This window comes from Eoetvoesiella caeni, assembly GCF_003315175.1.
GTDB classification, from domain to species: Bacteria; Pseudomonadota; Gammaproteobacteria; order Burkholderiales; family Burkholderiaceae_B; genus Eoetvoesia; species Eoetvoesia caeni.
Map to the genome: position 1 here is coordinate 425,388 of NZ_QNRQ01000002.1, position 12,738 is coordinate 438,125.

Genomic DNA, 12,738 nt, shown 5'->3' on the forward strand with positions numbered 1-12,738 from the left:
GCGGGCGGCGGCCAGGCTTTAGCCGCCGCAGACCGCCATGCCATAATGATTCTTGCTTTTTCGCGGGGCGCACCTTGGCGTGCGCCTATTGTTCCTGACGCCTATTGAGTCTCTTGCACCATGACAGATCTTTCCGCATTTCCCATTACCAAGAAATGGCCGGCGCAGCATCCCGACCGCATTCAGCTTTATTCCCTGCCCACGCCCAATGGCGTGAAGGTGTCGATCATGCTCGAGGAAATGGGGCTGCTCTATGAGCCCCATTTGGTCAAATTCGATACGCACGACCAGACCTCGCCGGAGTTCATGTCGCTGAACCCCAATAATAAAATTCCGGCCATCATCGACCCGAAAGGACCTGGCGGCAAGCCGCTGGGCCTGTTCGAGTCGGGGGCGATACTTATTTATCTGGCCGAGAAGACCGGCCAATTCATGCCGCAAAACGCCGCGCTGCGTTACGAGACGATACAGTGGCTTATGTTCCAGATGGGCGGCATCGGCCCCATGTTCGGCCAGGTGGGATTCTTCAACAAGTTTGCCGGCAAGGACTATGAAGACAAGCGGCCGCGCGACCGCTATGTGGCCGAGTCGAAGCGTTTGCTGGCCGTGCTCGAGCAGCGTTTGACCGGCCGGGCCTGGATCATGGGCGACGACTACAGCATTGCCGACATTGCGACTTTTCCTTGGGTGCGCAATCTTATTGGCTTTTACGAGGCGGCCGAGCTTGTGGGGATAGCCGACTTTCCGAACGTGACGCGCGTACTGGATGCTTTCCTGGCGCGGCCGGCCGTCGCGCGCGGACTGGATAGTCCCAAGCGTAGTTGATATAACGCAAAAACAATTCAGGCCGGGCAGTGCATACTGCCCGAAGTTACCTATGCCTGCCTTGGGTTCGAGGCAGGCATAGGCATATTTAAAAGCAGGAAGGGCTTGACTTTATTGGGGATTGGGCTAAAGTAGGGTTCAGTCCTCATTGTGTAGCCGGCTTTTTAATTTTTGATTAACAGATTGTTTGTTTATTGATTAAAGGTTCTGCCAATGCCTGAAATTTCCACCGAGCTTCTTTCCGTTGTCGCAGGCCAGCCTACTCTGGTTAACCCCCCCGGCCTGTACGATCCCAGCGGTTTTGGCTATTCACATTTGGCGGTGGTCGAGACGCCTGCACGCTTTGTGTATATAGCGGGCCAGGGCGGCGAAAACGAGCAGGGCGAAATTGCCCCCGACTTCGAGTCCCAGGTAGAACAAGCCCTTGGCAACCTGCAAAAAGCGCTTGCCAGCGTCGGCGCCGATGCCGGCCATCTTGCCAAGATCTCGGTGTTCATCGTCGACCACTCCATGCAGCGGTTGCAAATATACGGCAAACATTTTCAACGTTTTCTAGACGGCCGCAAAGCGCCGGCCTGTACTCTTATTCCCGTGCCATGCCTGGCCCTGGAAAGCATGCTGTTTGAAATCGAAGCCACTGCGGTGGTTCCTTTGCAAGACCTTTAACGTCCCACCTCCCATTAATCATCCGGAGAGCTCCATGGTCAATTTGACTCGGCGCCAATTCTTCAAGGTGACAAGTACTACGCTGGCAAGCTCCAGCCTGGCCTTGCTGGGGGCAGCGCCCAGCCCGGCCCTGGCCGAAGTCAGACAGTACAAACTGTCGCGCATGAAGGAAACGCGCAATACCTGTCCCTATTGTTCTGTTGCCTGTGGAGTACTTATGTACAGCCTGGGCGATGGCGCCAAAAACGCCAAGGCCAGTATTGTCCATATCGAGGGCGACTCCGACCACCCCGTCAATCGCGGCACGCTTTGCCCCAAGGGTGCGGGTCTTATCGACTTCATCCACAGCCCCAACCGCCTGCAGTATCCCGAGTACCGCGCGCCGGGCTCCGACAAATGGCAGCGCATGTCCTGGGAAGACGCACTAAGCCGCATCTCCAAGCTCATGAAAGCCGACCGCGATGCCAACTTCATCGAGAAAACGGACGACGGTAAAACCGTCAATCGCTGGACGACCACCGGCATGCTGGCTGCTTCGGCCAGCAGCAACGAAGTTGGGTATGTAACCCACAAGGTCGTCCGTAGTATGGGTATTCTTGGATTCGACAACCAAGCTCGTTTCTGACATGGTCCGACGGTGGCAGGTCTTGCCCCGACGTTTGGCCGTGGAGCGATGACGAATCATTGGGTCGACATCAAGAATGCGGATGTAGTGCTTATCATGGGCGGAAATGCCGCCGAGGCCCACCCTTGCGGGTTCAAATGGGTCACCGAAGCCAAGGCGCATAACAACGCCAAGCTGATCGTCGTGGATCCGCGCTTTACGCGTTCGGCATCCGTGGCGGACTTCTACGCGCCCATACGTACCGGCACCGACATTATCTTTTTGGGCGGGGTTATCAAGTACCTGCTCGACAACGATAAGATCCAGCACGAATACGTTCGCAACTACACCGACTTCTCCTTTATTGTCCGCGAAGACTATAAATTCGAAGACGGCCTGTATTCGGGCTACAACGAAGAAAAACGCAGCTACGACAAGGACTCGTGGGACTACGAACGCGGCGACGACGGCTATGTAAAGACCGACAGCACGCTGCAGCACCCGCGCACGGTGTATCAGCTATTGAAGAAACACTATTCGCGCTATACGCCCGATATGGTTTCCAGTGCTTGCGGAACGCCCAAAGAAAAGTTCCTGAAGGTCTGTGAAATGCTGGCCTCGACGGCCGGCACCGACAGAACGGCTACCATCATGTACGCGCTGGGCTGGACGCAGCACACGATAGGCTCGCAAATCATCCGTACGGGCGCCATGGTGCAGCTGTTGCTGGGCAATATCGGCGTTGCGGGCGGCGGCATGAATGCGCTGCGCGGCCACTCCAACATCCAGGGCCTGACCGACCTGGGGCTTATGTCCGACCTGCTTCCGGGCTATCTGACCTTGCCCAAGGACGGCGAACAGTCCTTTGACGACTACATAGGAGCGCGCGCGCAGCAACCCTTGCGGCCCAATCAACTTAGCTATTGGCGCCACTACAAGAAGTTCCACGTCAGCCTGATGAAGGCGTGGTGGGGCGACGCCGCAACAGCTGAAAACAACTGGGGCTACGACTACCTGCCCAAGCTGGACAAACTGTACGACATGTTGCAGGTGTTCGAGCTGATGCATAAAGGCCAGGTCAATGGCTATATATGCCAAGGCTTCAACCCACTGGCGGCCTCGCCAAACAAACAGAAGCAGCTCGAGGCTCTTGCCAAGCTCAAGTTCCTGGTCATCATGGATCCGCTGGCCACTGAAACGTCAGAGTTCTGGCGCAATGTGGGCGAATACAACGATGTGGACACCGCCAGCATCCAGACCGAAGTCTTCCGGCTGCCCACTACCTGTTTCGCTGAAGAGGAAGGCGCTCTGGTCAACTCGGGCCGCTGGCTGCAATGGCACTGGCAGGGGGCGGAACCCCCGGGCGAAGCAAAAAGCGACATCGAGATCATGGCGTTGCTGTTTGCGCGCATACGCAAGCTCTACCAGACCGAAGGAGGCAAGTTCCCCGAACCTATCCTTAAATTGTGGTGGCCCTACAAGAACCCCGAATTCCCGACGGCTGCCGAGCTGGCCAAAGAGTATTCGGGCCGGGCACTGACCGACCTTACCGACCCTGCCGATTCTTCCAAGGTGCTGCGCAAGGCGGGCGAGCAACTGTCAAGCTTTGGCGAGTTGCGCGACGACGGGTCCACCATCAGCGGCTGCTGGATCTATTGCGGAGCCTGGACCCAGGACGGCAACCTCATGGCCCGGCGCGACAACAGCGACCCGACAGGCATAGGCCAGACGCTGAACTGGGCCTGGTCCTGGCCGGCGAACCGGCGCATTCTGTACAACCGGGCTTCAGCCGACCTGCAAGGCAAACCCTGGAATCCAAAACGCAATCTGATTTCATGGAACGGCAAGTCCTGGGTCGGGGCCGACGTGCCCGACTTCAAGCTGGATGAAAATCCCGCCGCCGGCATGGGGCCGTTCATCATGAACCCCGAGGGCGTTGCGCGCTTTTTCGCCCGCAAGAGCATGGCTGAAGGACCTTTCCCCGAGCACTACGAGCCCTTCGAAACTCCGCTGGGCTATAACCCGCTTAGTCCGAAAGAGAAGCGTTCCGTCAATAATCCGGCGGCCCGCATCTTCAAGGACGATTTGGCGGCAATGGGCAAGGCCGAACAGTTCCCGCATGTGGGAACGACCTACCGCCTGACCGAGCACTTCCACTTCTGGACCAAGAACGTGCAGCTCAACTCCATATTGCAGCCGCAGCAATTCGTCGAGATCGGCGAGGCGCTGGCCAAAGAGCTCGATATTCCCAACGGCTCGGAAGTGAAGGTGTCTTCCAACCGTGGCTATATCAAGGCGGTGGCGCTGGTTACAAAGCGGATCAAGGCGCTGACGATCGAGGGCAAGACTGTGCACCAAGTGGGCATTCCCATCCACTGGGGGTTCGTCGGCCTGGCCAAGCCGGGGTTTTTGGCGAATACCCTGACCCCGTCGGTGGGCGATGGAAATACGCAAACCCCCGAGTCCAAGTCGTTCCTGGTCAAGGTCGAGAAGGTATAGGAGAACAGCCATGGCATTGCAATCACTTGATATCAAGCGGCGTTCTGCTACTACCACGCCTCCTCCCGGCATACGCGAGCCCTCCACGGGGGGCGTCGCCAAGCTTATCGACACGACCAAATGCATAGGCTGCAAAGCCTGTCAGGTGGCCTGTATGGAGTGGAACGACCTGCGCGACGAAATCGGCCTGAATGTCGGGGTGTATGACAACCCGGCCGACCTTACCGAAAACTCCTGGACTGTCATGCGGTTTTCCGAATACGAAAACCAGCAGGGCGATCTGGAATGGCTGATCCGCAAGGACGGCTGCATGCATTGCGAGGATCCAGGCTGTCTCAAGGCCTGCCCGTCGCCGGGCGCCATTATTCAGTACAACAACGGCATTGTGGACTTCCACGAAGAAAACTGCATAGGTTGCGGCTACTGTGTAACAGGGTGTCCGTTTGACGTTCCCCGCATCGCCGAGAAAGACCACAAGGCCTATAAATGCACTTTGTGTTCCGACCGGGTGGCGGTGGGCCAGGAGCCGGCCTGCGTGAAGACCTGTCCAACGGGCGCCATTGTTTTCGGCACCAAAGAAGACATGAAGCTGCACGCGGCCGAACGCATCGTCGACCTGAAGTCGCGCGGCTTCGAAAATGCCGGGCTGTACGATCCGCAAGGCGTGGGCGGCACGCACGTCATGTATGTACTGCATCATGCGGACAAGCCAGAGCTGTATAGCGACTTGCCGAAAGACCCTGTCATCGACCCCATGGTGTCCGTCTGGAAAGGCATAGCCAAGCCCCTGGGCGTGGCGGCCATGGCCCTGACCGCCTTGGCAGGCTTCTTCCATTACATTCGTACAGGCCCCAACGAAACGGACGCAGAAGACGAGCGCCGGGCCCAGGAGGAAGAGCATCATGAATGACCTCAATAAATCCAGGCTTATCGTGCGCTACACAGCAAGCCAGCGCATCAATCATTGGATCATTGCCATCACCTTCGTTTTGCTGGCTTTGTCAGGGTTGGCGTTGTTCCATCCGGCTTTTTTCTGGCTAAGCAATCTATTCGGGGGCGGAACCTGGACGCGCATTCTGCACCCCTTTGTGGGCGTGTTGATGTTTCTTTGCTTCGCGGTGTTTGCCGCACGCATGTGGGGCAACAACCGCATGACCAAGCAAGACAGGCAGTGGCTGCGCCAGATCGGCGATGTGGTCAATGCACGCGACGAGAAACTGCCCGAGGTCGGGCGTTACAACGCAGGACAGAAGGTGCTGTATTTTGCGTTGATCATCTTTATGATTGTCTTGTTGATCAGCGGCGTGGTGATTTGGCGCGTGTATTTTCAGGACTACTTTTCAGTTGAAACAATCCGCCTGGCCTCGTTGTTGCATGCTTTGTTTGCGTTCCTTCTGATATGCGCCATTATTGTGCATATCTATGCGGGCATTTGGGTCAAAGGATCGGTGCGGGCCATGACGCGCGGTACGGTGTCGCCGGGCTGGGCATGGAAGCATCACAGGGCCTGGTTCCGGGAAGTGCGCGGCAAGCCGGCGGTCGACAAATAGCGTTGCGTATGTCCGCCTGCAAGTCAGGATCCGGACATACGGTTACGTAGGCGTCCCGGCCGCCAGGCCGAGGCATTCACATGGCTGCCCTTGGATGGGCAGCCATGGTTTTAGGAGAATACTTTGCAGCGAATTCTCTCGCGTGGCGAAATCGAAAGCCTGGATCACACCGCAATTCCCCGTTTTGGCCTGCCAGTGCGCGCTACGGTTTTTGCTGACAGGGCCGCGCGCTTGCGTCATCTGGCGCAGGATAATCCGGCTTCGGCTTACCTATTGCTGATGGCCAAGCTGGTCGATGCGCAACAGCGTGTTCTTAGCGGCTTTTCCGCCCCCGAGGCTCCCGCCGAGCGGTTGTCTCTGGCACAGGCTCACGGCATGCCGCCGATGCAAGCCATAGGCTGGCAGCGCGACCCCGCGTGGCGGGGCATGCTTGTGGCGATGCTCGACCATGTGGCGGGCGCCGGCGTACCCGAGCCCGCGGCCAAGGTGTGTGCGCAGCTCAAGCGCCTGGCCCATGAGGACAGCGCCGCCCTCGAAACCATGGCCGACGCGGTCCTGGCCGAACGCGACGGCGAGGTCGACAGCGCCATGGCGCCATTTGTCATGGCTGCCCTGCAGGTGTACTGGACCGATCTGGCCGGCCGCTTCGACGAACGGCAGTTGCCGGTTGTCAGCCCTTTCGGCGTGTGCCCGGTATGCGCCAGCCTGCCGGTTGCCAGTGTGGTGCGCATCGGAGGCCAACGGGACGGCTGCCGTTATTTGTGCTGCTCTTTGTGTTCGACCCAGTGGCATCTGGTGCGTGTCACGTGTTCACATTGTGAACAGACCGAAGGCATCGCGTATCACTCCATCGAAGGCGGCCCCGAGGGCATCAAGGCCGAATCTTGCGATCATTGCCATACGTACCGCAAAATTTTCTATCACGACAAAGACCAGTATTTCGAAGCGGTTGCCGACGATCTGGCCACTTTGCCGCTTGACGTCCTGATGGGCGAAGAGGGGTATTTGCGCGCCAGCGCCAATCCTTTGCTGTGGCAACATCCGTAGGACAATCATGGGGGCGATACACCATGCAGACCTGGCGTCGGCCGCCGATATTCCCTCGGTCGACCGCCTGCTGAACGCGCCGCTGGCCAAGCCTTTGCTCGAGCAGTACGGGCGCACCCAGGTAACCGCGGCCTTGCGCGGCATGCTGGACGGCTTGCGCGAAAAGGCCCTGGCCGGCATTTTGGCGCGCGAGGCCTTGCAGGCGCAAGCGTTGATTCTTGGCTTGCAAGACCAGCTTGCGCAGTCTGCAAAAAGCCGCCTGCAGGGCGTTTACAACCTGACCGGCACGGTGTTGCATACCAATCTGGGCCGGGCCTTGTTGCCGCAAGAGGCGGTGCACGCAGTCGTGCGCGCTTTGACGATGCCGGCCAATCTCGAGTTCGACCTTGCCACCGGCCGGCGCGGCGATCGCGACGACCTTATCGAAGACCTTATCTGCGAGCTGACCGGCGCTGAGGCGGCCACCGTGGTCAATAACAACGCCGCTGCGGTACTGCTTATGCTTAATGCGCTGGGCAACCGGCGCGAGGTGGTGGTGTCGCGCGGCGAACTTGTCGAGATCGGCGGAGCATTTCGCATACCGGACATCATGCAGCGGGCCGGCGCCCGCCTGGTCGAGGTCGGCACCACCAATCGCACCCATGAGGCCGACTACGAAAACGCAATCAATCCGCGCACGGCCATGTTGATGAAAGTCCATTGCAGCAACTATGCGGTGACCGGGTTCACGAAAAGCGTGGCGGTGGCCGACGTAGCGGCCATTGGCGCCCGGCACGGGATACCGACAGCCGTCGACCTGGGTAGCGGCACCTTGGTCGATCTGACCCAATGGGGGCTGCCGCGCGAAGACACCGTGCGCGAAACGGTACAGGCCGGCGCCGACATCGTTACGTTCAGCGGCGACAAGCTGCTGGGCGGTCCCCAGGCGGGCCTGCTGGTGGGGCGTGCCGACCTGATCCGCAAGATCAAGAAGAACCCTTTGAAACGCGCGTTGCGCGTGGGCAAGTTGACATTGGCCGCGCTTGAGCCCGTGCTGGCCTTGTACCGCGCTCCAGAGTTTTTGGCCGGGCGGCTTGTTACGCTAAGGCTCCTGACACGGCCGCGCGAGCCGATGATGCAACAGGCGCAGCGTTTGCTGCCGGTATTGCAGCAGGCGCTGGGGCAGACGTATATCGCGCAGGACGCCCCCATGTTCAGCCAAATCGGAAGCGGCGCCTTGCCCATAGACCAATTGCCCAGCCATGGGCTGAAGATTGCTTATGCGGGCGGGGGCCGGGCCGGGCGCCATCTTGACCGGCTTGAGGCGCGCTTGCGCGGCTTGCCGCGCCCTGTCATAGGCCGGATTGCCGACGATGCCCTGTGGCTGGACCTGCGCTGCCTGGAAGAAACCGATGAAGCCGCTTTCGCAAAGCAGCTGGAGGCCCTGGCTGAATGATCATTGGTACCGCCGGCCATATCGACCATGGCAAGACCACCTTGGTTCGTGCCTTGACCGGAGTGGAAACCGACAGGCTCAAAGAAGAGAAGGCGCGCGGCATTTCCATCGAACTGGGCTATGCCTATACGCCGCTGGATAACGGCGACATATTGGGTTTTATCGACGTTCCGGGGCACGAGCGCCTGGTGCACACGATGGCGGCCGGAGCCAGCGGCATCGACTTCGGCCTGCTGGTGGTGGCCGCCGACGACGGCGTCATGCCGCAAACGCGCGAGCACCTGGCCATCTTGTCGTTGCTGGGCGTTAGGCACGGGGCTGTGGCGCTGAACAAAGTGGACAGGGCCGATACGGCACGGCAGGAGGCGGTGCGGTGCGAGATCGCCGAATTGACGGCAGGGACGTTCTTGGCTGACGCGCCCGTTTTTCCCGTGAATGCGGCGGCACCGGACGAGCCGGGAATAGCGGCCCTGCGCGGCTACTTACATGCGCGGGCCACCGGCATGGCGGCGCATAATGCCGCCGGCTTGTTCCGCTTGGCGGTGGATCGCGTGTTCACTTTGCAAGGCCATGGCACGGTCGTCACCGGTACCGTGCATGCGGGTGCGGTGAGGGTGGGCAATGAAGAAGCCGAGTTGCGCCTGATGCCTGCCGGCCAGCCCGTTAGGGTGCGCAGTATTCACGCGCAGAACCAGTCCAGCGAGCAAGGGCTTGCGGGCCAGCGCTGTGCCTTGAATCTGGCCGGCGTGAGCAAAGAGTCGATCGAGCGGGGTGCCTGGATAGCGGATGCCCGCTGCTTTGAGCCGTCGCGCCATGTAGACGTAAGCATGCAGCTATTGGGCGCGGCCGGGCAGCCGGTGCGGGCCTGGTCGCCGCTGCACATCCATTTGGGGGCTGCGCATTACGTGGCGCATATTGTGCCGCTTGAACCCGCCTCTTTGTTGCCGGGACATAGCGGTACAGTGCAATTGGTGTTCGACGAACCGGTATGCGCCATGCCGGGCGACCGCTATATTGCGCGCAATGCGCAGGCCAATCAGACGGTGGGCGGGGGCGTGGTGCTGGATGCCAATGCTCCCGACCGCAAGCGGCGCGCGCCGCAGCGGCTGGCCTGGCTGGGCGCCATGCAGGCCATGCTGGACGGAGCCGGCATAGAGGTGCTGCTGGCGCAGGCCAGGCATGGCCTGGACGAAAACACGCTGATGCATTTGACGGGCTGCGATACCCGCGGCCTGGCGCCGCCCGCCGAGGCCGTCTGGATAGCCGGGCATGGCGGACAGGCGCCGCGCACCTTGATCTTGCGAGAACATTGGGCGGCCCTGGCGGACAAGGTTGCAGGGGTTCTGGAAGTTTTCCACCGTACTTCGCCGGATGAGCCGGGAGTGGAGTCTTCGCGCTTGCGGCGTATGGCCTTGCCTGCGCTTTCCCAGCCGCTATGGCTGTCGCTGCGCGACGAGATGCTGGGCCAGGGCCGCATGGCGCGCAACGGCTCCTGGCTGCATTTGGCCGGGCATGCCGTTGTTTTGTCCGATGCTGAAGCCGGCCTGGTCCAGCAACTGCTGCCGTTGATCCATGCCGGCAAGTTCGACCCTCCCTGGGTGCGCGACCTGGCGCAAAGCGTGGGCCAGCCTGAAGATATGCTGCGCCAGGTATTGCGTAAACTGGTCCGGCGCGGCGAGCTGTACCAGGTGGTGCGCGATTTGTTTTATCACCATGAGCGGATCGCGGCGCTGGCGGCATTGGTTGGCGAGCTTGGCGGGCCTGAAGGAATCGGCGCGGCCAGATTTCGCGATGCCACGGGACTTGGGCGCAAAAGAGCCATTCAGGTGTTGGAGTTCTTCGATCGTATTGGCTATACCCGCCGCTTGCGCGACAAGCATGTGTTGCGCGACGAGGGCATGGCTTTTGCGGGGCCGTCGCAGTAATAGTTTGCGCCGGCGCAATCCGCAGCATGCAGGCAGGCGCTATCATACGGCCTTGATGGAAAGCATTCGTGCCCGGTGGCGCGGCTGGGCTTCAAACCCAGTTGGGGGCGTCAGACGTTCCCAGGTAGGTTCGACTCCTGCTGCTTTCCGCCACTTTATCGCCGCAACTGAAGCAGGCTGTACGGCGGGCGTTTGCAAGGCTGGTCTTGCCGGCGCATTTTGCCTGGGAGACCACCATGACGCAATCGTCAGCTATTACCGACACACCTCGATTGACTTCGCTTTCGCATGGGGGCGGTTGCGGCTGCAAAATAGCGCCGGGCGTGCTGTCCGAACTGCTGGCCAATATGCCGGCGGGGCACATTTACCCGAACTTGCTGGTCGGCACCGAAACGTCGGACGACGCTGCGGTATATAAGCTCAATGCCGATCAGGCGCTTATCGCCACCACCGATTTTTTCATGCCCATCGTCGACAACCCTTACGATTTTGGGCGCATTGCCGCAACCAACGCGCTGTCCGACATCTACGCCATGGGCGGCTCGCCCATTATGGCGCTGGCCATAGTCGGCATGCCCATCAACGTTCTGCCCAAAGAAGACATTGCCCGCATACTTGAAGGCGGGGCATCGGTGTGCGTCGAGGCGGGCATTCCGGTTGCCGGCGGGCACTCCATTGATTCGGTCGAGCCCATCTACGGCCTGGCGGTCATGGGCCTGGCGCATCCCGACCGCATCAGGCGCAATATGGACGCGCGGCCTGGCGACGTGCTGATCCTGGGCAAGGGCCTGGGGGTAGGCATAATGTCGGCCGCGCTTAAAAAGAACTGCCTGGATGAAGCCGGTTATGCCGCCATGCTGGCCAGTACAACCAAGTTGAATACGCCGGGCGTGGCGCTGGCGGCGTTGCCGGGCGTGCATGCCATGACCGATGTAACCGGCTTTGGCTTGCTGGGCCATGCCCTGGAAGTGGCGCGCGGCTCGAATCTGAATGCAGCCATACGCTTGAACGACTTGCCCTGGTTGCCGGGGGTGCGCGCCTTGGCCGAGCAGGGCATGGTTACCGGAGCGTCGGGGCGCAATTGGGTGGCATACGGCCAGTCCATCGACTTGCCGGCGGCTATTGACGATGCGTCCCAGGCATTATTGACGGACCCCCAGACTTCAGGGGGACTGCTGGTGGCCTGCGCGCCCGACGCGGTTGCCGCCGTACTGGATATATTCAGGTCCGAAGGCTTCGACCAAGCCACCGTTATCGGCGAACTTAGTAGTGGCGAACCAAAAGTGCGCGTTATATAAGCCCTTTTAATAATGTCCGAGGCTTTATCGGCCGTTATGTACCTTTCATAATCCTCTGAAAAAGGAAAGCCGGAGATGTTATCGATCTGCCATAAAGCAATTGCCCTGGCCGCTGCCGCAATGTTGTCCTTGCCGGTCATGGCCGATGAAGTGCAGGTGGCTGTGGCCGCCAACTTTACCGCGCCGATGCAGGATATTGCGGCACAGTTCGCCAAGGACACCGGCCATGTGGCCAAGCTGTCGTTCGGCGCAACCGGCAAGTTCTATGCGCAAATCAGCCATGGCGCGCCGTTCGAAGTGTTCCTGGCCGCCGACTCCAAAACACCCGCCAAGCTGGACGCTGAAAATGCAACCGTGCCGGGAGCGCGTTTTACCTACGCCAAGGGCACGTTGGTGTTGTGGAGCAAGGACGACAAAACGGTAGACGCCAAGGGCGAGGTGCTGAAAACCAGCAAAGCCCCGCACTTGGCGATTGCCAATCCCAAGACTGCGCCCTACGGCACGGCCGCCATTCAAACCATGACCAAGCTTGGCGTGATGGACTCGTGGCAGTCACGGCTGGTGCAGGGCGAAAACATTGCCCAGACCTATCAGTTCGTCGCTACCGGCAATGCGCCGCTGGGCTTTGTGGCGCTGTCGCAGGTATTCAAGGACGGCAAGGTTACCAGCGGTTCGGCCTGGATCGTGCCGCAGGATATGCACGACCCCATTCTTCAGGACGCCGTATTGCTGAAAAAGGGCGAGAGCAACGCGGCTGCGAAAGCCTTGCTTGAGTATCTGAAAGGCAGCAAGGCGCACGCCATCATCGAGTCGTATGGCTACGGCCTGTAAGAAGACTGGAGCCGCGCAAATGGCGATACTTCGGAAAAGCAATGAAAAAGGCAGCGTG

General features: G+C 60.1%; 10 protein-coding genes and 1 tRNA gene. All 11 read left to right on the forward strand.

The window, feature by feature from the left end; all coding sequences use genetic code 11:
- Positions 1-120 precede the first annotated feature (120 nt).
- The 11 genes from DFR37_RS05660 (at position 121) to modA (ending at position 12,680) form a co-directional block, all read left to right on the forward strand.
- Positions 121-825: a glutathione binding-like protein gene (locus DFR37_RS05660; protein ID WP_113932245.1), complete on the forward strand. Its 705-nt coding sequence runs from the start codon at positions 121-123 to the stop codon at positions 823-825.
- 213 nt (positions 826-1,038) lie between these two features.
- Positions 1,039-1,491: a RidA family protein gene (locus tag DFR37_RS05665; RefSeq protein ID WP_113932246.1), complete on the forward strand. Its 453-nt coding sequence runs from the start codon at positions 1,039-1,041 to the stop codon at positions 1,489-1,491.
- A 34-nt stretch (positions 1,492-1,525) separates the two neighbouring features.
- Positions 1,526-4,594, forward strand: a complete 3,069-nt coding sequence (fdnG, locus tag DFR37_RS05675; protein WP_147251587.1) for a formate dehydrogenase-N subunit alpha — start codon at positions 1,526-1,528, stop codon at positions 4,592-4,594.
- Positions 4,595-4,604: 10 nt separating this feature from the next.
- The gene (fdxH, locus tag DFR37_RS05680; protein WP_113932249.1) at positions 4,605-5,504 is read left to right on the forward strand and encodes a formate dehydrogenase subunit beta; all 900 of its coding nucleotides are present in this window, start codon (positions 4,605-4,607) and stop codon (positions 5,502-5,504) included.
- Positions 5,497-6,144: a formate dehydrogenase subunit gamma gene (locus tag DFR37_RS05685; protein ID WP_113932250.1), complete on the forward strand. Its 648-nt coding sequence runs from the start codon at positions 5,497-5,499 to the stop codon at positions 6,142-6,144. Before fdxH ends, DFR37_RS05685 begins: the two co-directional genes overlap by 8 nt.
- A 123-nt stretch (positions 6,145-6,267) precedes the next feature.
- Positions 6,268-7,191, forward strand: a complete 924-nt coding sequence (gene fdhE / locus DFR37_RS05690) for a formate dehydrogenase accessory protein FdhE (protein ID WP_113932251.1) — start codon at positions 6,268-6,270, stop codon at positions 7,189-7,191.
- A gap of 7 nt (positions 7,192-7,198) precedes the next feature.
- On the forward strand, positions 7,199-8,626 hold the full coding sequence (gene selA, locus DFR37_RS05695; RefSeq protein WP_113932252.1) for an L-seryl-tRNA(Sec) selenium transferase: 1,428 nt from the start codon (positions 7,199-7,201) through the stop codon (positions 8,624-8,626).
- Positions 8,623-10,551, forward strand: a complete 1,929-nt coding sequence (selB, locus tag DFR37_RS05700; protein WP_113932253.1) for a selenocysteine-specific translation elongation factor — start codon at positions 8,623-8,625, stop codon at positions 10,549-10,551. The genes selA and selB overlap by 4 nt, the downstream gene beginning before the upstream one ends.
- A 57-nt stretch (positions 10,552-10,608) precedes the next feature.
- A tRNA-Sec gene (locus DFR37_RS22955) sits at positions 10,609-10,704 on the forward strand.
- Between the two features lie 83 nt (positions 10,705-10,787).
- On the forward strand, positions 10,788-11,849 hold the full coding sequence (gene selD / locus DFR37_RS05705) for a selenide, water dikinase SelD (RefSeq protein WP_113932431.1): 1,062 nt from the start codon (positions 10,788-10,790) through the stop codon (positions 11,847-11,849).
- Positions 11,850-11,924: 75 nt separating this feature from the next.
- A complete protein-coding gene (gene modA / locus DFR37_RS05710; RefSeq protein ID WP_170139837.1) occupies positions 11,925-12,680 on the forward strand; it encodes a molybdate ABC transporter substrate-binding protein in 756 nt (251 codons plus the stop codon).
- The last annotated feature ends 58 nt before the right edge of the window (positions 12,681-12,738 follow it).